This is a genomic window from Janthinobacterium aestuarii, assembly GCF_046113285.1.
In the GTDB taxonomy this organism is placed as follows: Bacteria; Pseudomonadota; Gammaproteobacteria; order Burkholderiales; family Burkholderiaceae_D; genus Janthinobacterium.
The window spans coordinates 2,052,784-2,072,573 of record NZ_CP142524.1; the positions used below are offsets into that span (position 1 = coordinate 2,052,784).

Sequence of the window (19,790 nt, forward strand, 5' to 3'; positions counted from 1 at the left end):
TTATACCACGAAAAAACAGCAAACCCCAAGTTTGGCAGGGGCTGCTTTGCATAGTCTTGCCTAAGCGAAGCTTAATTTTTCTGCCGTAGAAAAATACACATATATGTGAGCATTTTATACATGGTGTCCTGGGCGCCGGTCTGGGGCCCGCTGCGGACCTGCTTGCGGCTCCCGCTTGCGGCCCATCCGGTAAAATACGGCTTTCCCACCTGCCGTGAACGACGCATATGCCCAGGCCCCTTATCGCCACCATCCATCTCGATGCCATGCAACACAATCTGGCGCGCGCCCGTGCCGGCGCCCGCGGCGCCAAGGTATGGGCCGTCGTCAAGGCGAATGCCTATGGTCACGGGCTGGAACGGGCCATGCGGGGCTTTGCCGACGCCGATGGCCTGGCGCTGGTCGAGGTCGATTACGCCGTGCGCTTGCGCGAACTGGGCTGGACCAAACCCATCCTGCTGCTGGAAGGGTTTTTCGACGCCAGCGATTTGCCTGTCATGGCGCAATATGGATTGAATGGCAGCGTGCATTGCGAAGAACAGATCGCCATGCTGGCAGCGGCCCGCCTGCCGCACGCCATCGACGTGCACCTGAAAATGAATACGGGCATGAACCGCCTGGGTTTCACGCCGGCTGCCGTGGCGGGTGCGTATGCGCGCCTGCGCGCCATGCCGCATATCGGCACGATCACCCTGATGACGCATTTCGCCAATGCGGACGAGGCGGGTCCCACGCGCTTGCCGTTGGAACAGCAGATGCTGCGTTTTGAGGCGGGCGCCTCCAGCATCGGTACGCCGCTGCCGCGCAGCCTGTGCAATTCGGCCGGCGTGCTGATGCACCATCTCGACAGCGACTGGGTGCGCCCCGGCATCATGCTGTATGGCGGCACGCCCAGCGGCGCCCCGGGCGGTACGTCCGCGCAGGCGTTCGGCTTGCTGCCCACGATGACCTTGCGCAGCAGCATTATCGGCATCCAGGATATCGCCGCCGGCGAGGTGGTGGGCTACGGCAGCCGCTATGAAGCGGCCGGCAACGTCAAGGTGGGCGTGGTGGCCTGCGGCTATGCGGACGGCTACCCGCGCCACGCACCGGAAGGCACGCCCGTGCTGGTCGACGGCGTGCGCACGGGGCTGATCGGCCGGGTGTCGATGGACATGCTGATGGTCGACCTGACCCACGTGCCGGGCGCCAAGGTCGGCAGCAGCGTCACCTTGTGGGGGCAGGGCATGCCGATCGACGAGGTGGCGCTGGCCGCCGGCACCATCGGCTACGAGCTGATGTGCGCACTGGCGCCGCGCGTACCGGTGATCGAAGCGTAGGGTGACGCGCAAGCGCGGTTTGTATATACTGTATATATAACCAGCTGTTTCATCTTACCCGGGCAAAGTACACCATGGCAAAAGTCAAGACCATCTACACCTGCAGCGATTGCGGCGCCATCAGCAACAAATGGATGGGGCAATGCACCTCGTGCAACCAGTGGAATACCATGGTGGAAACCCTGCCCGAGACGGGCGGCAACAACCGCTATTCGAATCCGCAGCACATGTCGCTGGCGCAGACGGCGCCCGTGCTGTCGCTCGACGATATCGACGCCATCGACGTTCCCCGCTTCGGCACGGGCATCGAGGAATTCGACCGCGTGCTGGGCGGCGGCATGGTGGCGGGCGGCGTCGTGCTGATCGGCGGCGACCCCGGCATCGGCAAGTCGACCCTGCTGCTGCAGGCGCTGGCGAACATGTCGCACCACAAGCGCGTGCTGTACGTCAGCGGCGAGGAATCGGGCGCGCAGATCGCCCTGCGCGCCAAGCGCCTCGTCATCGACGCCAAGGAACTCAAATTGCAGGCGGAGATCCAGCTGGAAAAGATTCTTTCGACCTTGAACGACCTGAAGCCGGAAGTGGTGGTCATCGACTCGATCCAGACCGTGTATTCGGACGCCCTCAGCTCGGCGCCCGGTTCCGTGGCGCAAGTGCGCGAATGCGCGGCGCAGCTGACGCGGGCGGCCAAGCAGACGGGCGTGACGATCATTCTGGTCGGCCACGTGACGAAAGAGGGCGCGCTGGCCGGCCCCCGCGTGCTCGAGCATATCGTCGACACGGTGCTGTATTTCGAGGGCGACGCCCATTCCAGTTTCCGCCTCGTGCGCGCCATCAAGAACCGTTTCGGCGCGGTCAATGAGCTGGGGGTGTTCGCCATGACGGAAAAGGGCTTGAAAGGGGTGTCGAACCCGTCCGCGCTGTTCCTGTCGCAGCACGACAACCAGGTGCCTGGCTCGTGCGTGATGGTGACGCAGGAAGGCACGCGCCCCTTGCTGGTGGAAATCCAGGCCCTCGTCGACACGAGTCACTTGCCGAATGCGCGCCGGCTGTCCGTCGGCCTGGAACAGAACCGCCTGGCCATGCTGCTGGCCGTGGCGCACCGCCATGCGGGCATCGCCGCCTTCGACCAGGATGTGTTCATCAACGCCGTCGGCGGCGTCAAGATCACGGAACCGGCGGCCGACCTGGCCGTATTGTTGGCGATTAACTCGTCGATGCGCAACAAGCCCCTGCCGCGGGGGCTCGTGGTGTTTGGCGAAGTGGGGCTGGCCGGCGAAATCCGCCCCGCGCCGCGGGGCCAGGAACGCTTGCGCGAAGCGGCCAAGCTGGGCTTTACCCTGGCCGTGGTGCCCAAGTCCAACCTGCCGAAGCAAGTCATCGAAGGCCTCAAGGTCATCGGCGTCGAGCGCATTGACGAAGCGTTCAATAAATTGCGCGACCTGGAGTAAGAGTTGGTATGGTTTAAATGCCAAGCTTGAGGTAAGTCAAACAAAGTTTCCGTTTGGAACTATAATATTTGTCCGATGAATTCGCGTAGCGAGTTCGCGTCGACAATGAATTAATAGAGAAGCGGAATATAGTGTTAGTTGAGCAAAGGCAGGGCGCACGCAAGATATTGCGTGCCAAGGCAATGTTGGTGATGGACGGCGCGGACCCTGTGGCGGCGCGCACCCTTGACGTGGGGCCGGGCGGCATGACGGCCGTCATCGCGGAACCGCTGCCGACAGGCAAGCAGGGCAAGGTGCTGTTCGAGCTGTTTTACGATGGCGCGGCGCACATCATTGAGGCGCGCGTGTCCGTCTCGCACTGCATTTTCAGCAGTGCAGGTTTCAAGGTGGGACTCACTTTCCCGCAGCTGGACATGGCTGTCAGCAGCGCCATTTCGAGATTCATGCGCTGAAACAAGATAAGATCGGCTGCAAATGAAATGCGCTAAAATGGTGCATATGGGTTTGCAGTCAGGAAAAACCTGTTCTGTTCGCTGTTTTGATATTCCGGTAATACTGCATAATTATCAACCAGAAGAGGGACCTTGCCGCGCCACGCGCGCCTGCCGTCCGTTTCCAGCGCAGCACGGTCAAGACCTGAACCGTGTGCCATGACCATACACCCGACGGGAATGCCTACCATGTTTAATTCGACCATCAACAGCAGGGCTTACACCAACAACACGCAGCAGACGACGCAGGGCAATATCTCGGCCGATGTGTATGCGAAGGTGGAGCGCCAGATGCAGTCGCAGAACACGGGCGTCGTCAAGCTCAACGCCAGCCTGGCGCGCGACCAGGCCAAATTCTCGGGCCTGGGCCAGCTGCAATCGGCGCTGGCAAAATTCCAGACCGTGGCCAAGAACATGGCCGGCAGCGGTCTGGCCACGTCGGCCACGTCGAGCGCCAAGGATGTGCTGAGCGCCACCACCACCGACAAGGCCGTCAGCGGCAGCCATGAGCTGAACGTCAAGCAACTCGCGCAGGGACAGACCCTGCTCAGCGGCGCGCAGAAATCGTCGAGCGCGGCCATCGGCACGGGGGCGCCGGCGCTGGTCAAAATCGAAGTGGGCACGGCCGACGGCAAGCAATTTACGCCCGGCAGCGGCAAGGTCATTTCGCTGACGATAGACAGCAGCAACAACAGCCTTGACGGTATCGCCGCCGCGCTCAAGCAGCAGGGCGTCGATGCCAGCGTGGTGAAGGGCGCCGATGGCTATTCGCTGGCCATCAATGGCAAGAGCGGTGCCGACAGCAGCATGCGCATCAGCGTGTCCGGCGACGCTGCCGTCAGCAACCTGCTCAGCTATGCACCCGGCGCCGGCAAGGGCCTGCAGCAGACGGCCGCCGCGCAGGATGCGCTGCTCACCGTCGACGGCAAGGAGATCAAGAGCGCCACGAATACCTTGACGACGGCAGTCGAGGGCGCCACCATCGAATTGAAGAAAAAGGGCACGACCGATCTCGTCATCGCCAAGGACAGCAGCCAGATCGCGACCAATGTGGCCAGCTTCGTCACGGCCTACAATGAACTCAACAGCAAGCTGCAAAGCCTGCAGCAGGGCGACTTGAAATCCGACACGGCCCTGGGGCAGGTGCGTTCGCAGATGGAGCAAGTGCTGCGCACGGCCAGCACGGGCGTGCCCGCCTCCATCCTCAGCAGTGCTGGCGTGACCTTGGGCAAAAGCGGAGAACTGGTGCTCGACGATAAAAAACTCAAGGCCGCCATCGCGGCCGATCCGGATGCCGTCAGCAAGTTGTTTACGAATAACGGCAAGGGCGTGGCGGACCAGTTTTCCAGCAAGATCGGCGAGCTGACAGGCGAAACGAGCATCATCCGCAAGGAAGTGCAGACGGTCGGCAAGGACATCACCACGCTGACCAACAAGAAAGCCGTGCTGGCCAAGGCGCTGACGGCCCAGGCGCAGGCGCTGATCAAAGCCTATTCGGCCCAGGAACAGATGGGAACGAACTCGGCCTTGCCGGGCTATACGGGCAAGAATTCCCTCTTCGACTTCATGGCCTGAGGGCGCACCGCTAAAGCGCCGATGGCGGTGTTGCACCGCCTTGCCCTGAGCACGATATCGGCGCGCTTGCTATATTCGTTCGCCCTGCGCAAAGAAGGCCGATGGCGAACTGCCGAAAGTCTTCTTGAACATGGCGGAAAAGGCCGACTGGCTGGCGTAGCCCAGTTCTTCGGCCACCTGCGACAGCGGCACGCCGCGCGCGATCAGGGGCGCCGCGTGCGCCAGGCGCACCTGCTGGCGCCACTGGCCAAAACTCATGCCCAATTCGCGTTCGAACAGCCGCGCCAGGGTGCGTTCCGAGGCGCCGACCAGCTGCGCCCAGTGTTCCAGGGTCTGATTCAAACCCGGTTTCTCGATCAGGCTGTCGCACAGGGTCTTCAGGCGCTTGTCGCTGGGCAAGGGGACGCGGATGGGGCGCGTGGCCGAGCGTTTCAATTCATCGAGGATCAGTTCGGCCAGCAGCGCTTCGCGCGCCGGTTCCTGGCCCGGGTCCAGCTGTTCCAGTGCCATGATCAGCTGGCGCAGCAGGTTCGACACTTCCAGCACCTTGCAATCCTGGCCCGCGAACGGCGCGCGTGCGGCGTGGATGCACAGGGGGCGCAAGCGGGTTTTTTCCAGTATCGTGACGGCATGCTCCACGTTGGGCGCGATCCAGATGGCGCGCATGGGCGGCAGCACCCAGCTGCTGTTGTTGGCAGTGATGCGCAGCACGCCTTCGAGCGCCATCGTGACCTGGCCCCAGGGGTGGGTATGCGATAACAAGAATTCATCGGGTTGCAGGTCGCGCGCGATCATCGTCACGGGGATGGTCGCGCTGGGCGCTTCCCGCGGCGGACACATGCGGGTATGGTGGAGGATAGGTACACCCATCAGCTTGGCCTTAATTCGATAAATTATGTCATCCTGTCGGAAAACAGACGATGATATTTTGCATACACTTGAGCTTCACCAGTATAAGACAGGGTATGACATGATAACAACTAACTCAGCATCCGAACTTCCAACCTTGCGCAGCGATGCGCGCGTCATCGCCCTGGTGGGGCTGGCGCATGGCGTGTCGCACTTCTACCATCTGATCCTCGCGGCCCTGTTCGTCTGGCTGAAACCCGCATTCGACCTGTCATATGCGGAGCTGGGCCTGCTGATGACGGTGTTTTTCATCATCTCGGGCGTGGGGCAGGCGCTGGCCGGCTTTGTCGTCGATCGCTTCGGCGCCCGCGCCGTGCTGTTTTCCGGCGTCTTTCTGCTGGGCGTGTCGGCGCTGGCCCTGTCCACCGCGCACAGCTATGCGGCGCTGATGCTGGGCGCCATGCTGGCCGGCATGGGCAACAGCGTGTTCCATCCGGCCGACTATACCATCCTCAACCAGCGCGTTTCGGCGGCCCGCGTGGCCTATGGTTTTTCCGTGCATGGCATCAGCGGCAACATCGGCTGGGCCCTGGCACCGCTGTTCATGACGTATGTCGCCACCCATTATGACTGGCGAATCGCGCTGCAATGCGCGGCCGTGCTGCCGTTCGGCGTGCTGCTGATCCTGTTCCTGAACCGTCACGCCATCCGCCCCGAGCCTGTCAAGAAGGCCGCAGCGGGTCAGCCGGCTGGCGGCGAAGGCACCCTGGATTTCCTGCGCCTGCCTGCCGTGTGGATGTGCTTTGCCTTCTTCTTCATTACCGCCATCGCCCTGGGCGGCATCCAGAGCTTTGCCAGCGTTGCCCTCGTCAAGCTGTACGGCATGAGCCTGGCGTTGGCCACCAGCGCCTACACGGCCTATATGCTGGCCTCGGCCGTGGGCATGCTGGCCGGCGGCGTGGTGGGCGCGCGCAGCAAGCAGCCGGACCGCAACGTGGCGATCGCCTTTTCCGCCGCCGCGCTGCTGGCCGTGCTGCTGTCCATGGCCGTCGTGCCGGCCTGGGGCGCGGTGGTGCTGATGGGCGCCATCGGCTTGACCTCGGGCGTGGCGGGACCGTCGCGCGACCTGATGATACGCGCGGCGGCGCCGAAGAATGCCACCGGGCGCGTGTATGGCGTCGTGTATTCGGGCCTCGACAGCGGCCTGGCCGTCGGCCCCCTGTTCTTTGGCGCGCTGATGGATGGCGACCATCCGGCCCTGTTGTTCGTGTTCATTGGCCTGTTCCAGGCGCTGGCGATTGCCACGGCTGTGGGAGTGGGCGGCAAAACACGTGCCGCCGCGCTGCAAAAGGCATAGAATCGTTGCCATCTGCTACGAAAGGAATCCCCATGACCTTTGCTACCACCGACCTGTGCGACGACTATGCTGCCATGCTCGACGACGGCACTCTGGCCGTGCTGCCGCCCGTGTACCGCGCTTTCGGCCAGCGCGTGCGTTTCAGCGGGCCCGCCACCACCTTGCAAGTGTTCGAGGATAACGCCCTCGTGCGCAGCACGCTGGAAACGCCGGGCCAGGGCCACGTGCTGGTCATCGATGGCGGCGGCAGCCTGCGCCGCGCGCTGGTGGGTGGTCAACTGGGCGTGCTGGCCGAAAGCAATGGCTGGGCCGGCATCGTTGTCGATGGCTGCATTCGCGACAGCGAGGAAATCAATGTCTGCCAGATCGGCGTGCGCGCCCTGGCCACGCATCCGCGCAAGAGCAACAAGACGGGCGCCGGCCAGCGCGACGTGCGTGTGCAGCTCAGCGGCGTGGCCGTGCATCCGGGCGACTGGATCTATGCCGATGCGGACGGCATCCTGGTAGCGCGGCAGGAACTCGATTGACGGCGCAGCGCGCCTGAAAGCGTTGCAAATTATCTACATTCAATATATTTCTGTAAATTTCTTTGATTTTCATCAAGGCTGAGATATGATTTCACTTAAGGAAACTTTAATATCAATAAAGCAAGGAAATCAGATCATGAAAATCGCCACCATCGCAGCAGTTGTCGCCCTGTTTGCCGCAGGCACCGCCAGCGCCAGCCCCGTCAACCTGATTACGAACGGCAATTTTGACACGGTCGCTTCCGGTTATACCTTCGACAGCGGTTTTAAAGTCGTCAACAGCGGTTCTTCGGCCATCACGGGCTGGACCGTGGGCGCCAGCTCCGTCGACCTGATCCGCAATGCGTATAACGCCATCGATGGCTACAGCATCGATATGCTGGGCACGCCTGGTCCTGGTTTCCTGTCGCAAAATTTCAATGTCGTTGCCGGCCAGACTTACAATCTGAGCTTTGACATGGCGCGCAATTCCGGCGGCCCCGCAGGCCAGGGCGTGAGCGTCAATTTCGGTGGCGCGGCCGGTAATTTCTACTCGACCGCTGCCGCGTCGAACACCTTGTACAGCAACACCCTGAGCTTCACTGCCGCTTCCACCGGCCTGGCGACCCTGTCGTTTGCCAGTGCCGCCAAGGCCGGCACGCCATTCGACAATTATTCGGGCGCCGTCATCGACAACGTGTCCGTGATGGCCGCCGTGCCGGAACCGGAAACCTACGCCATGCTGCTGGCCGGCCTGGGCCTGATGGGTTTCCTGCGCCGCCGCAAGGCTGCCAAGTAAGCCGGGGTTGCCCGACATCAAACCGCCTGCTGCCATGCACAGGCGGTTTTTTTACGTCAGGGGTCTTGCGCGCTGCCTGCGCCCAGCAGGAACAGCCACGGCAGCAGTTCAGGGATTCGCACCGGCATCGCCGCGCAACGGGCACGCCGCCGCTGCCGCCCCCATACGCCGCACCAGTTCGCCGCGCAACTGCGTCAGTCCATCGATGCGCGCATCGATTTCACCGAGCTTGCGCGCCAGCGCCGCGCGCAGCTGGTCAGCCGTGGCGGGATCGCCGGCGGCCGCCAGCAGCGGCATGTCGGCTTCGATTTCCGCCAGGGTAAAGCCCAGCTGCTGCGCCGTGCGCAGGTAGCGCAGCCAGTCGGCCGCTTCGGGCGGGTAGTCGCGGTAGCCGTTCGCGCCGCGCCGCGCGCGCAGCAAGCCCCGTTTTTCATAGAAGCGCAGGGTATCGCGGCTCAAGCCCGTCGCCTGCGCCATCTCGCCGATCTGCATGGTTCTTTTCTTTCATAAAATGCTTGACCATGGAGTGTACTCCAAGCTTGATCATGGGCGCTTTCCACTGACAGGAGTTCCCATGTTGTCCCTTTCCGCCTTCCGCCGCGTGGTGCGCGCCAGCGCCATTTATGATGTGCTCATGACGGCCCCGTTTACCACGCCGTGGACGTTTTTGCTGCTGCGCGAGCACTTGAACGTCCTCAATGTGGGCCTGGGCGGCGCGCCGCTGCCTCTCTTCGAGCCCTTGCATCTGCTGATCAGCAGCTTGTTTGGCAGCGTGGTGATGGTCTGGTCCGTGCTGCGCGTGCTTGACCCGCAGCCGCGCTTCGGCCGCTACGACGCGGCGGCGCGCTACCTGTTTTCCATCTGGATGGCGTGGGCCTTGCTGGAGACGGGCCAGCCTTTGTTGTGGCTGTTCCTCGTGCCGGAACTGGCCTGGGGCCTCGCGCAAAGCCTGCCTCTGCGCGCTCCCGCAGCCGGGCGGGAAGGGCGCGCGCACGAATCGCTGTTGAGATGAATATAACGAAATGCAATAATGGCCGTGCTTTACAGCAATAAACGACTATTAAAGGAATGACTATGCAGCAGGATGCCGCAGGAAAAAACATGGCGTTGCTCGATCCGGTGGTGGCGCCGCGCATCGCGTTAACGCGCCTGGTGACGGGCCTGCTGCAAGGCTTGCTGCTGTACTGGCTGTACAGCACGGCGCAGGACAAGGTGTGGCCCGCCACGGAAGCCTACCTGCTGGGGCCGCTGATGCTGATCAGCTTGCTGCTGCCCATCCTGCTGGTGTCCAGCCTGGGCCATATGTCGGTGAAGCGCATCGCGCTGTGGATGGCGGGCGCGGCCGTCGTGCTGGCCGTGCTGGCCTGGCATGACGTGGCGCGCGGCGCTGAACACGTGATCTGGGGCAATTACAAGCCGGGCGCGCCCCTGCGCGTCATTTCCGCCCAGCTGTTCGGTTTCTGCGTCGTCGGCTTGTATATCGCCCACGCGCTGGTGCTGGCCAGCGCCCAGGATGGCCAGCGCATCGCCCGCTATCCGACCTACTTTGAAATCGCCTGGAAGCTGGGCATCCAGTTGCTGTTCTCCCTGCTGTTCGTGCTGGGCCTGTGGCTGGTGCTGTGGCTGGGCGGGCAGCTGTTTCTGCTGATCAAGCTCAGTTTCCTGAAAAAGCTGCTGGGCCAGGCCTGGTTCGTGATTCCCGTCATCTGCTTCGCGTTCTCGTTCGCCATCCACATCACGGACGTGCGCCCATCCATCGTGCGCGGCATCCGCACCTTGCTGCTGGTGCTGCTGTCGTGGCTGGTGCCGATTGCCGCCGTGCTCGTCTCCGGCTTCCTGCTGACCTTGCCATTCATCGGCTTCGAGCGCCTGTGGGCCACGCGCCATGCGGCGTCCGTGTTGCTGGGCATGGCCGGCGTGCTGGTGGTGCTGATCAATGCCGCCTTCCAGAATGGCGAAGTGGGCCATGGCGTGGCGCGCGGCATCCGCCTGGGCACGCGCCTGGCATGTTTGCTGCTGCCGTGGGTGGTGGGCATTGCCATCTATGCGCTGACCCTGCGCGTGATGTCGCATGGCTGGACCTCCGACCGCCTGATCGCCGCCGCTTGCCTGCTGGTCGCCACCTGCTACGCCGCCGGCTATGCCTGGGCGGCCAGCAAGTACGGCGACTGGCTGCACCTGATCGCCAACGTCAACGTGGCCACCGCCTTTGTTACCCTGCTGGTGCTGTTCGCCCTGTTCTCGCCGCTGGCCGACCCGGCGCGCATTTCCGTGGCCAGCCAGATGGCGCGCCTGGAAAGCGGCAAGGTTGGCGTGGACAAGTTCGATTTCGAGTACCTGCGCTTCCAGGGCGCCCGCTACGGCCAGGCGGCCTTGCAGGAACTCAAGACGCGCACGACGGGCCCGGACGCCGCCATCGTGCGGGCCCGTGCCGAGGCCATGCTCAAGCGCCAGAACCGTCTCGACGAGACGGGCGCGCTGAGCGACGTGTCGATCAACCTGACCCTGCGCCCGGCCACGGCCAAGCTGCCGCAGAGTTTCCTGCGCCAGGACTGGACGCAAGTGAGCCCGGCCTGGCGCCTGCCTGCCTGCCTGAAGCGGGCAGGACCCCAGTGCGACGCCTACCTGCTCGATTTCGATGGCGACGGCAAGCAGGACGTGCTGCTGATCAGCAATGACCCGCGGGCCTCATCCGTCTTGCTGGCCGAGAAGGACGACGGCAGCTGGACCGCGCGCGGGCAAATCCCCACCGACGCCCTGCGCTGCAAGCCCCTGCGCGAAAAACTGCAGGCGGGCGAGTTCCAGCTGGTGCCGCCGAAAGTGCGCGAGCTGGAAGTCGACGGCCAGCGCGTACCGATGACCTTGTACACGCAGGAGGACGAGGTCAGCTGCCCGGAGGAGACGGCGGCGGCGCCGCCAACGCCGTAAATGGCCGGAAGAGGGCGGGCTGAAGCGCCGGATAAAAGCACTTGCTTGCCATTAAGGTAATGGCTTCGTGGGCTGCGCGACTCGGGCCGTCCGCTATGGCGTACTTCACCCGGAATATTCAAAACGGAGAGAGCATGGAAGGTCCTGATCCAAACACTGCATATCCAATGCCGGGATTCCCGCAAATCTGCTTTCTGAAGAATATTATCACCCGGCCCAACATTGAAATCGGCGACTACACCTATTACGACGATCCCGACGGCGTCAAGCATTTCGAAGACAATGTCCTGTACCATTTCCCGTTCATCGGCGATCGTCTCAGAATCGGCAAATTCTGTGCCATCGCGCGCGGGGTGAAGTTCATCATGAACGGCGCCAACCATCAAATGAACGGGATTTCCAGCTACCCATTCTTCATTTTCGGCAATGGATGGGAAACTGCACGACCTGTCGAGGGCGAATTGCCCTACAAGGGCGATACGGTTATCGGCAGCGACGTGTGGATAGGCTACGACACACTCATCATGCCCGGGGTGCGCATCGGCGATGGCGCCATCATCGCCGCGCGCTCGGTTGTCACTGCCGACATCCCGCCCTACGCCATCGTCGGCGGCAATCCGGCACGTGTCGTCCGGGAGCGCTTCGATGCCGCTTCCGTGCAACGGCTATTGGACATCGCCTGGTGGGATCGCCCGGCAGAATGGATAAGCAGGCACCTCGACCTGATCCGGGGAGGGGACGTTGACGCACTCTGTGGTGCCGCCCGCTGAGGTCATGGACGTGGCCGATGCCGTGCCGGCTTTGGCCAGCAGCGGACGGTCGTGCAAACATGCGAGATGCAGCGCATTAAAGTCATTCATCAACTGAGTAGGATTAGCAATGCAAGAGGAATCAAAAGAAGAAGTTCGCCGGATCTTGCTGGCAGCCTTTGGCAGCCTAAATCTCCATAGTGAGCTTCCATCAAGGGAGTTTTACGCGAGACTAAGCGTTGTTGGGCGTCCTGACGTATGGATACTGATCTACGGCGACTACATGGATTTCTCTTATACGGAAAATTCGTCACCGGTCTCACTCATCACCGACATTTTTGCAGGACTTCAGCCTGCACAGATCATCGATTGGTCGCCCGGCCGGCTGGCATGTGTTCAGTACAAGTCAGCTGCCCCTAACATGCTATTTCAAGCGATCGATGCATTACTAAAGAAGCTTTATGGACTTACCGACTACAAACTCGCTGGCTCCCTAGAAACGTTTGGACGCGCGTAAGTTTGTGGGAAAGATCCATTATTTGATGGTAACAATCGGCCAGAAGCGGACGGCTGACGTTAGTTTCCGTTCACTACTCATTTCAAGTATGCCAAGTTACGTAAAAAGACACTGGGAAGAGACTAGAGGTGACAGGTACGATGCATGGGGTACGTCCTGGTGGTACTTTGAAGTCGATGGTGCAGGCTGGGTTACCCGACAAATTGAACAGTACAATTCTGGTCCGCAGCTTTGCTATAGTGCCGACAATGAGAGCGACGAATTTGGCGGGATATCAGAAAAGCCTCTCGATTTATCAGAGTCAGGGTACAGTGTGATTTCCCATCAAGAGTTCGAATCAATTTGGAGAGCTGCATAGTGCTTCCGTTATCGGCCAAAAGCAAACAATCGCGGCAACATGACAATGTGTGAGTTTTCCCGCTTGGCAAGCCGCTATGCTCTAGTGCCTCTATAGGCCAGAAGCAACCGTTCAGGAGGTTAAAAGCAGGTTGCTCGGACGTATCCTAGCTCGACTTTCCAACGTATTTAAACCATCAAACCTAGATAAAACTAATGGAAAACAACGCCCCACACATATTTGTTTCATTTCTACCACTAGTGTTCATGTCGCTAATGATGGCAGTTTCTGCTTATCTTCTAGCGAAGGACAAAGGAAGGAACGCAGTGCTCTGGACGGTCCTGGCGTTGATTCCAATCGTGAATTTCGCTTGCATCTGGTATTTCATTGGGGCGTCTAATTTGAAGCTAGAGGGCAAGCTCGATGCGTTGATGAACCAGCTAAACGGAACGTCGATAAAATCGTAGGTGTACAATCAGCCAGAAGCGGACGATTGGACGACCGGTATCTATAAACCTATGACAAACGACGAAGCGCTCAAAAATTCGGATCTCATTGCGTATCACAAGGCAACCGGCTGCCCCATGATGACGGCAGCCCAGTGCAGTTTGAAAATCTAAAATGCGCCCAGCGAAAGTGTCCGTGACGACGGGGGAAGGCCATATCGATACCATGGCTTGCACGATGGTAATGCCGCCTTCGGACAGCATGCCCGGCGTTAGGTACAGTCGCGACAATTCATAAATGCGCATGCGTTCGCCGATACCTGACAAGGCAGCCAGCAGGCGCAGCAACCCGTCTCCGCGTTGCATTCGCCTCACGGCTGTCATGAGAAGCAGCCCCGCCACTGCTACACAGCCCGCCATTAATATGCTGTGCTCGGTGGCGAACTGGTTCCAATCGAGCATTACCTCGACATCCAGGGCAGGTTGCATCCAGCGCCTTTCTACACCTCTGCAAAACGTCGTACCACATAACAGATCAGGAAAGGACTAACGCCACCACCCACGCATAATACTATCGTCGGGTAGATGGCTGCACTAATCAGCTTGGTGCGTACCAGTACAATGCGCTGTTGGTAATCGATATTGCGCGACAACGCGTGCGGCAGATATGTCTAAATATTAATAATAACTATATTATTTAAAACTAATCAATCGATTTTTTATAACTGGCCAATCATTATCTAGAAAATCATGTTGAATTTTATCTTTGGCTTGGTGTTCTTTTAAAAGAGACTCGATTGACTCGACATACTTGCTAGTTTTCGAAGATACCGAAATTTCCAATAATGTCATTGCCGCGTCGTAATTGTCTGGTGCGAAACTATTTGTTTTTTTGCCAGCGGGCGCATTTTTAAATTTTCCCTCATTCCATATTTTAAGCGTACTTAATATTTTTTTTCCTAACTCAAAGGCTCCTTCGTCAAATCCATTTTTTAATAGGTCGTCAAAATTTAAAGGCACATCTAATGGTGTAGCACCTAATCTACGAATCAGAGATAAATTTATTGTTGAGTCTTCTAACATCGTCACTTCTATTCTCGGCACTTTCATTATAATCCCCTTAATTATTGAAAAAAGCCTAACATGCAGCGGTAACTGCGATACTTGATATAAGTATGGTTAGGCTATAATTTAATTAACTATTTGCCTTCGGCACTTCGAAGACATGCTGCATATCTTACCGCTGCAATACCTTTACACGTAGCCCAAGTCGCAGATCCAAATGCGCCATAGTACGCGGAGCACTCTTTCATGTCGAATTCATAGTCTGCATCGCAAACTTGCCGGCGTTCTTCCGTAGTGTTGGCTGATGGAGGCATATTAGGAATCGAGGTAGGATCTGAACAAAACAAACCAAACAACGAGCAAAATGACCATGCAGTAGAAGGTGCAGGTAATGTTGGGTCAGGACGAGGTGCTACGATTGTGCATACAGTAATCGGTCCGTACACACAATTTGTCCCATTTCCTGCATCGGAGACTTCGTCGTAATCAGATGGATCAGGTGAGTTGTAGTCGCCATTATATCCACCGTTGTCACCACCACCGTCCCCCCCTCCATCACCACTACTTCCTCCTCCTCCCTCATCACCGCCATCACAATTATCGCATTCCTCGTCAATCTCTTCGCCTTCACGTGCTAAAGACATGGCGTGAGGGAGAGGTGATTTAGATTTAGGCTTGCTAGTATGTTTTGTATGCGCAAGATTTAGCTTTATTTGTAGCTCTTTTGCTGCTTCATCAAGCGACTTGGTGAAGTGATCAACGACACTACGCATTTTTCTCGTGCTAGGTGGATTTTTTGTATCGGAGCTCTTGTAGGTAAGCGTATTGAGTCCTTGACCAACGCTCATATAACCAACATCAACGGTAGGTGGTAGATTTGATTTGATGAAAATGCAATAAATTTTCTTTGAATTAATTGAGATGCTACAAAGGCTGGGACGTTTATCTGAAAAAACCAGCCAACTGGCCTTTGTTGTAGAAATAAAATCACCGACTAAAATTTTGTTAACTTCACCAACTTTTTCGGGCATGGAAATGGTTTTACATTTTCGTTTCCCTTCTTTCTTTTCATCACAATGCATCACTTGCAAATCCCCGATCCATGTAGTAATAGCTGCATCAGGTTTTGATAATTTTTCTTCTGGCACGCGTGGCTGCGTAGGTGCAGCACTACTTATAGATAAAATACTACCCAGCAATACCGAAAATATGAGGCGACAAAAATTAAATTTCATTTCTTACCTTTAATGGTTATGTTTTTATGCCAAAATAGCAACCAAAAATAAAATTATTTATTTTTGGTATTTTTTGTTTGCTACAAGAACAAAAAAAGAAGAGATTTTTCCTAAAAAATTATGCGAGAACGCGTCAGACGCTCACTTTTCAAACAGAATTCTCTATTTGTAGCACATACTCGTGGGCTTGATAATTATGTTTTTAGCGAGTGAAAACTACTAAAAATATATATTGTGAAAATTTAAAATTCCCGGAAGCAATAGTACAAGAACTTAAATTAATTTGAAATCATTACATTTTTGTAATGTTATAAATGGAGAGAATGTTGGCTAAAAAATTGTGTTAATTGAAGCGTTCTAGAAAACCGTGCTTTATACCGTTGCGTGTGAAATTTGACAGCTAAGTGACGCTTTAAAAACTTCATGGCAACTTCCGGGTCAAAGCATCTTTGATGTTTTGGAGCGATTGACGATTTGGACGCAAGAGAATCGAAGCCGGCATCAGCAGGTGAGGACGGCAGTCAAACGTGGCTATCCCTCGGATGTCAAAGATGAAGAGTGGAGCCTGATCGCGCCGCTGCTGTAAAAGCAAGCGAAGACGGGAAAACCTCGCAAGACGGATTTGCGCACGGTGATCAATGCGCGGCGTTACATGGTACGGTCCGGATGCGACTGGTGCATGCTGCCTAATAATTTCCGCCCTGTTAGATGCTCTATTACGGGTTTCGGCGGCTGATGCGGCGCATGCTGTTTCGTACTATTCATGACTTGGCGCTAATGCTTGATCGCTTGTACAGTGAGCGGGAGGTGCTACCGAGTGCCGGTATTGTCGATAGCCAAAGCGTGAAAGCGCCAGGCGCGCGAACTCGAGGCTATGATGCCAACAAGAAACTCAGCGGGCGCAAACGTCATATCGCGGTCGACACACATGGTCGCCTGCTGGCGATGAACCTGACGCCAGCCGATATCGCCGACTCTACTGGCGCGCAGATGGTGTTTGATATGGTGCTTGATGGTTTGATCAAGCGCTGGCCGTGGGTAAAGCATCTGTTTGGGGACGCGGCATACGACCGCAGTCAGTTGATGGACAGCGGCGTCGCCAAAAGCGGTTCTTCAACTCGTTAACCGTTGAATAGGGCGAACTTCCGCTTTGGGGCAGAAGCGGACGGTGCCATTGGCGTAAAGCGCCACCGGCAGCTAAGTGCTGATCCATAGTTCTGGCAGATGAGAACGCGATGGGGCGTGGCAGCGGCCTGGGAGGCCTGCCAGACTCCTGATATGCGATCTCGTAGCTGCTTGGTCCAACGATGAGATCGGGTCTGGCCTGTCTATCTCCTGCCTACCGAGACTCTTGCCGCGCTCAAGCAAGAGCGGGTCTTCCCTTGCCGTAACGGGTATAGAGGGATGGCATGTACGAACAGCTTGCGGCAGTATCGCCGCTGTAGCAGTGGTTCAACTGATACAGCATGTGCTTGTACGCGCCGCCTTGTGCCTTGTCGCCGCCGTGCCGCGCTTCTAGACTGGGGCCTTTTCCACGCTGCGACTGCCTGCCATGACTGAACTCCTGCCCCTGATGAGCTATTGCTTTGTAATGTCCGCCACGCCCGGGCCGAATAACGTCATGCTGGCTACCACCGGCGCCAATTTCGGCTATCGCGGTGCGCTGCCGGTGATCCTCGGCATCCAGGCCGGCATCTTTGTGCAGACCATGCTCATGTGCGTGGGGCTGGGCAGCGTGTTCGTTGCGTACCCGATGGCGCAGCAGCTGCTGCGGATCGCGGGCGCGCTGTACCTGATGTTTTTGGCGTGGAAGCTGGCCGGCGCCTCGGTGGCGGGAAGCAGCGCGCCGAAGGCCGTGTCGTTTGCGCAGGCGGCGCTGTTTCAGGCGCTGAATCCCAAGAGCTGGATCAAGGCGATCACCATGGCGTCGGTCTTCATGCCTGCGCACGGCAACATGCTCGCCAGCGCGCTGCTGGTGTCCGTGACCGGCACCGTGGTGGGCACGCCGTGCAACGCCATGTGGGCGCTGTTCGGCGTGTCGATCCGCAGCGTGCTGAAAGCGCCGCGCAACCAGCGCATCTTCAATCTGGCGATGGGCGCCATCCTGCTGGTCCTTGCCCTGACGTTTTTACGCTAGACTTGCGCCATGTTCGCCATCGACCGCTCCTCACCCATCCCCCTGTTCAAGCAGATCGAGGCCGCACTGCGCCAGCAGATCGCGCAACGCGTGCTGCCTGGCGGGACCAGGCTGCCGTCGATCCGCCAGCTCGCCACGCAGCTTGCGGTGAGCACCAACACCGTGGTGGTCGCGTATGACCGGCTGGTGGCTGCAGGCGTCATCGATACGCACGGCACGACAGGCTTCTTCGTCTGCGCACCGGCCGACGCCGGCCGCGCCATTCCCGACGAGGTGGCGCTGGAAGCGGGACAGGAGCAGGAGCCGGTTTGGCTGAGCCAGCAAGTGAACGACCAGCGGCCGGGCGTGCTGCTGGCCAGCAGCGGCGCCTTGCCGCCCACCTGGCTGCAGGACGCGCTGCCGGCGGCCGCCGTGCAACGCGGCCTGGCGCGCAGCGCGGCCGGCATGGCCTCGCGCTGCCCGCCGCAAGGGCTGGCCGAACTGCGCGAGCAGATCGCGCTGCTGTTGCGCGGCATCGGCATCGCGGCGGACGCCAGCCACATCCTCACCACGTTCGGCGGCACCCATGCCATCGATCTGATCTGCCGCACGTTCCTGCAGCCCGGCGATACGGTGCTGGTGGAAGACCCCGGATACTTCCTGATGTTCGGCAGGCTGCGCCAGGACGGCGTGCGCCTGGTGCCCATCCGGCGCCGCCCCGATGGCCTCGATCTGGACGAGCTGGAAGCGGCTTGCCGCACGCACCGTCCGCGCCTGCTGTTCATGCAGACGGCCTTGCACAATCCCACCGGGTGGAGCAGCAGCGCCGCCAACCTGCACAAGGTGCTGATCATGGCGCAGCAGTACGGCTTCCTGATCGCCGAAGACGACGTGCACGGCCATTTTCAGCCGGGCCACAGCACGCGGCTGGCGTCGCTGTCCGGACTGGACGGCGTGATCTACTACTCGAGCCTGTGCAAGGCGCTGAGCCCGGCCCTGCGCATGGGCTACCTGGCCGCGGCGCCTTCCCTGCTCAAGCCCTTGATGCGCACCAAGATCCATTCCATCATGACCTTGCCTGCGCTGAACGAATACGTGCTGCTGGAAGTGCTCAAGGCCGGCAATCTGCGCAAGCACCTGGAGCGGCTGCAACGCAAGATCATGGTGGCGCGCAACGCCAGCACGCGTCAGCTGAGCACGGCCGGCGTGCTGTTCGAGCAGCCCGGCGACGCAGGCATTTTCCTGTGGGGCAGCATGCCCGAAGGGCTGGACGTGGACTTGCTGGTGCAGGATGCCTACCGCAACAAGATCCTGCTGATGCGCGGCGCCGCGTTTTCGGCCAACGACACGCCCGATCAGCACATCCGCTTCAACGTCGCCTTCAGCCAGCATCCGCGCGTGAGCGCCTACCTGGAAGAACGCCTGCGCGCGGTGGCTGGCGCGTGCTCAAGCCTGGCCCGCGCCCGAGCCGCCGCCAGCATCGAGGGCAAGTCCTGAGCATAGTCCGCGCCTTTCTTCAGTATTTATTGATATTCTGGAGGAACGATTTTTTCGTAAGCGTGTCAATTTGGTATGCCGTCACCCGTCGCAGGGAAGGCGCACCGCTTGCCCATCCCACCTTCACCAAGGAAGCAAGGAATCGCCATGAACAAACAGATCATCCTCAACCTGCCCGTGAAGGAACTGGATAAATCCAGGGCCTTCTTTTCCGCGCTCGGCTTCACCTTCAATTCCCGCTTCAGCGGCGAGAACGCGGCGTTCATGAACATCGTCGAAGGCAGCATCGAGGCCATGCTGACGACCGAACCGTTCTTCCGGTCCCTGATCGACAAGCCGCTCGCGGATGCCCGGCAAGCCAATGAAGTCGTCATTTGCCTCAGTTGCGAAAGCCGGGAAGAGGTGGACAGCCTGATCGCCAAGGCCGCCGCCGCTGGCGGCCGCATACCGCATCCGCCCGAAGACCATGGCTTCATGTATGACCAGGGCTTCGAGGATATCGACGGCCACCTGTGGAACCTGGTCTGGACGGCGCCGCAAGCCTGACGCGCGG

The 19,790-nt window shown here is 59.1% G+C and carries 19 protein-coding genes and 1 pseudogene; 15 read left to right on the top strand and 5 right to left on the bottom strand.

The window, feature by feature from the left end; translation table 11 throughout:
* The first annotated feature begins 227 nt into the window (after positions 1–227).
* The 4 genes from alr (at position 228) to fliD (ending at position 4,836) form a co-directional block, all read left to right on the top strand.
* Entirely contained in the window at positions 228–1,319 is a 1,092-nt protein-coding gene (alr, locus tag OX462_RS09230; RefSeq protein ID WP_409028244.1) for an alanine racemase, read from the top strand.
* A gap of 74 nt (positions 1,320–1,393) precedes the next feature.
* Positions 1,394–2,770, top strand: a complete 1,377-nt coding sequence (gene radA, locus OX462_RS09235; RefSeq protein WP_046683923.1) for a DNA repair protein RadA — start codon at positions 1,394–1,396, stop codon at positions 2,768–2,770.
* Positions 2,771–2,901: 131 nt separating this feature from the next.
* Positions 2,902–3,222 carry a PilZ domain-containing protein gene (locus tag OX462_RS09240; RefSeq protein ID WP_071650264.1) on the top strand — a complete coding sequence of 107 codons (321 nt, stop codon included), beginning with the start codon at positions 2,902–2,904 and terminating at the stop codon, positions 3,220–3,222.
* A 228-nt stretch (positions 3,223–3,450) separates the two neighbouring features.
* Positions 3,451–4,836 (top strand): flagellar filament capping protein FliD, encoded by a 1,386-nt coding sequence (gene fliD, locus OX462_RS09245; RefSeq protein WP_070288697.1) that lies wholly within the window; start codon positions 3,451–3,453, stop codon positions 4,834–4,836.
* 69 nt (positions 4,837–4,905) lie between these two features.
* Here fliD and OX462_RS09250 read toward each other — a convergent pair whose 3' ends face one another.
* The gene (locus OX462_RS09250) at positions 4,906–5,676 is read right to left on the bottom strand and encodes a helix-turn-helix domain-containing protein (protein ID WP_409028245.1); all 771 of its coding nucleotides are present in this window, start codon (positions 5,674–5,676) and stop codon (positions 4,906–4,908) included.
* A gap of 130 nt (positions 5,677–5,806) precedes the next feature.
* Between OX462_RS09250 and OX462_RS09255 the strand changes: the two genes are divergently transcribed.
* The 3 genes from OX462_RS09255 (at position 5,807) to OX462_RS09265 (ending at position 8,347) form a co-directional block, all read left to right on the top strand.
* Complete coding sequence (locus OX462_RS09255; protein WP_070311415.1) at positions 5,807–7,042, top strand: MFS transporter; 1,236 nt, start codon at positions 5,807–5,809, stop codon at positions 7,040–7,042.
* Positions 7,043–7,074: 32 nt separating this feature from the next.
* On the top strand, positions 7,075–7,569 hold the full coding sequence (rraA, locus tag OX462_RS09260) for a ribonuclease E activity regulator RraA (protein ID WP_070223974.1): 495 nt from the start codon (positions 7,075–7,077) through the stop codon (positions 7,567–7,569).
* A 136-nt stretch (positions 7,570–7,705) separates the two neighbouring features.
* Positions 7,706–8,347 (top strand): choice-of-anchor C family PEP-CTERM protein, encoded by a 642-nt coding sequence (locus OX462_RS09265; RefSeq protein ID WP_070223973.1) that lies wholly within the window; start codon positions 7,706–7,708, stop codon positions 8,345–8,347.
* Positions 8,348–8,455: 108 nt separating this feature from the next.
* On the opposite strand, the gene OX462_RS09270 is transcribed toward OX462_RS09265, so the two are convergent.
* Positions 8,456–8,839 carry a MerR family transcriptional regulator gene (locus OX462_RS09270; protein ID WP_121670026.1) on the bottom strand — a complete coding sequence of 128 codons (384 nt, stop codon included), beginning with the start codon at positions 8,837–8,839 and terminating at the stop codon, positions 8,456–8,458.
* Positions 8,840–8,921: 82 nt separating this feature from the next.
* Here OX462_RS09270 and OX462_RS09275 point away from each other — a divergent pair, with 82 nt between their 5' ends.
* The 4 genes from OX462_RS09275 (at position 8,922) to OX462_RS09290 (ending at position 12,541) form a co-directional block, all read left to right on the top strand.
* The gene (locus tag OX462_RS09275) at positions 8,922–9,359 is read left to right on the top strand and encodes a hypothetical protein (RefSeq protein WP_409028246.1); all 438 of its coding nucleotides are present in this window, start codon (positions 8,922–8,924) and stop codon (positions 9,357–9,359) included.
* A gap of 89 nt (positions 9,360–9,448) precedes the next feature.
* The gene (locus OX462_RS09280; RefSeq protein ID WP_409028247.1) at positions 9,449–11,275 is read left to right on the top strand and encodes a DUF4153 domain-containing protein; all 1,827 of its coding nucleotides are present in this window, start codon (positions 9,449–9,451) and stop codon (positions 11,273–11,275) included.
* 134 nt (positions 11,276–11,409) lie between these two features.
* Positions 11,410–12,045 carry a Vat family streptogramin A O-acetyltransferase gene (locus OX462_RS09285; RefSeq protein WP_071650272.1) on the top strand — a complete coding sequence of 212 codons (636 nt, stop codon included), beginning with the start codon at positions 11,410–11,412 and terminating at the stop codon, positions 12,043–12,045.
* A gap of 109 nt (positions 12,046–12,154) precedes the next feature.
* Complete coding sequence (locus OX462_RS09290) at positions 12,155–12,541, top strand: hypothetical protein (protein WP_070223964.1); 387 nt, start codon at positions 12,155–12,157, stop codon at positions 12,539–12,541.
* Positions 12,542–13,318: 777 nt separating this feature from the next.
* Here OX462_RS09290 and OX462_RS09295 read toward each other — a convergent pair.
* The 3 genes from OX462_RS09295 to OX462_RS09305 form a co-directional block, all read right to left on the bottom strand.
* Positions 13,319–13,813 carry a type II secretion system F family protein gene (locus OX462_RS09295; protein ID WP_070300474.1) on the bottom strand — a complete coding sequence of 165 codons (495 nt, stop codon included), beginning with the start codon at positions 13,811–13,813 and terminating at the stop codon, positions 13,319–13,321.
* Positions 13,814–14,017: 204 nt separating this feature from the next.
* A complete protein-coding gene (locus OX462_RS09300; RefSeq protein WP_409028248.1) occupies positions 14,018–14,434 on the bottom strand; it encodes a hypothetical protein in 417 nt (138 codons plus the stop codon).
* Positions 14,435–14,523: 89 nt separating this feature from the next.
* Positions 14,524–15,624 carry a hypothetical protein gene (locus OX462_RS09305; RefSeq protein ID WP_409028249.1) on the bottom strand — a complete coding sequence of 367 codons (1,101 nt, stop codon included), beginning with the start codon at positions 15,622–15,624 and terminating at the stop codon, positions 14,524–14,526.
* Between the two features lie 472 nt (positions 15,625–16,096).
* Here OX462_RS09305 and OX462_RS09310 point away from each other — a divergent pair.
* From OX462_RS09310 to OX462_RS09325, 4 genes and pseudogenes are all read left to right on the top strand, one after another.
* A pseudogene (locus OX462_RS09310) lies at positions 16,097–16,713 on the top strand (IS5 family transposase); the annotation flags it as partial.
* 463 nt (positions 16,714–17,176) lie between these two features.
* Positions 17,177–17,761, top strand: a complete 585-nt coding sequence (locus tag OX462_RS09315) for a LysE family translocator (RefSeq protein WP_099411167.1) — start codon at positions 17,177–17,179, stop codon at positions 17,759–17,761.
* Between the two features lie 9 nt (positions 17,762–17,770).
* On the top strand, positions 17,771–19,237 hold the full coding sequence (locus OX462_RS09320) for an aminotransferase-like domain-containing protein (RefSeq protein ID WP_409028250.1): 1,467 nt from the start codon (positions 17,771–17,773) through the stop codon (positions 19,235–19,237).
* Between the two features lie 147 nt (positions 19,238–19,384).
* Positions 19,385–19,783 (top strand): VOC family protein, encoded by a 399-nt coding sequence (locus OX462_RS09325; protein ID WP_070311425.1) that lies wholly within the window; start codon positions 19,385–19,387, stop codon positions 19,781–19,783.
* Positions 19,784–19,790: the final 7 nt, after the last annotated feature.

What these genes read in the sequence shown, in the direction of transcription:
- alr (WP_409028244.1), top strand. Translation starts at nt 228, where the DNA reads ATGCCCAGGCCCCTTATCGCCACCATCCATCTCGATGCCATGCAACAC.
- radA (WP_046683923.1), top strand. Translation starts at nt 1,394, where the DNA reads ATGGCAAAAGTCAAGACCATCTACACCTGCAGCGATTGCGGCGCCATC.
- fliD (WP_070288697.1), top strand. Translation starts at nt 3,451, where the DNA reads ATGTTTAATTCGACCATCAACAGCAGGGCTTACACCAACAACACGCAG.
- OX462_RS09250 (WP_409028245.1), bottom strand. Translation starts at nt 5,676, where the DNA reads ATGTGTCCGCCGCGGGAAGCGCCCAGCGCGACCATCCCCGTGACGATG.
- OX462_RS09255 (WP_070311415.1), top strand. Translation starts at nt 5,807, where the DNA reads ATGATAACAACTAACTCAGCATCCGAACTTCCAACCTTGCGCAGCGAT.
- rraA (WP_070223974.1), top strand. Translation starts at nt 7,075, where the DNA reads ATGACCTTTGCTACCACCGACCTGTGCGACGACTATGCTGCCATGCTC.
- OX462_RS09265 (WP_070223973.1), top strand. Translation starts at nt 7,706, where the DNA reads ATGAAAATCGCCACCATCGCAGCAGTTGTCGCCCTGTTTGCCGCAGGC.
- OX462_RS09270 (WP_121670026.1), bottom strand. Translation starts at nt 8,839, where the DNA reads ATGCAGATCGGCGAGATGGCGCAGGCGACGGGCTTGAGCCGCGATACC.
- OX462_RS09275 (WP_409028246.1), top strand. Translation starts at nt 8,922, where the DNA reads ATGTTGTCCCTTTCCGCCTTCCGCCGCGTGGTGCGCGCCAGCGCCATT.
- OX462_RS09280 (WP_409028247.1), top strand. Translation starts at nt 9,449, where the DNA reads ATGGCGTTGCTCGATCCGGTGGTGGCGCCGCGCATCGCGTTAACGCGC.
- OX462_RS09285 (WP_071650272.1), top strand. Translation starts at nt 11,410, where the DNA reads ATGGAAGGTCCTGATCCAAACACTGCATATCCAATGCCGGGATTCCCG.
- OX462_RS09290 (WP_070223964.1), top strand. Translation starts at nt 12,155, where the DNA reads ATGCAAGAGGAATCAAAAGAAGAAGTTCGCCGGATCTTGCTGGCAGCC.
- OX462_RS09295 (WP_070300474.1), bottom strand. Translation starts at nt 13,813, where the DNA reads ATGCAACCTGCCCTGGATGTCGAGGTAATGCTCGATTGGAACCAGTTC.
- OX462_RS09300 (WP_409028248.1), bottom strand. Translation starts at nt 14,434, where the DNA reads ATGAAAGTGCCGAGAATAGAAGTGACGATGTTAGAAGACTCAACAATA.
- OX462_RS09305 (WP_409028249.1), bottom strand. Translation starts at nt 15,624, where the DNA reads ATGAAATTTAATTTTTGTCGCCTCATATTTTCGGTATTGCTGGGTAGT.
- OX462_RS09315 (WP_099411167.1), top strand. Translation starts at nt 17,177, where the DNA reads ATGACTGAACTCCTGCCCCTGATGAGCTATTGCTTTGTAATGTCCGCC.
- OX462_RS09320 (WP_409028250.1), top strand. Translation starts at nt 17,771, where the DNA reads ATGTTCGCCATCGACCGCTCCTCACCCATCCCCCTGTTCAAGCAGATC.
- OX462_RS09325 (WP_070311425.1), top strand. Translation starts at nt 19,385, where the DNA reads ATGAACAAACAGATCATCCTCAACCTGCCCGTGAAGGAACTGGATAAA.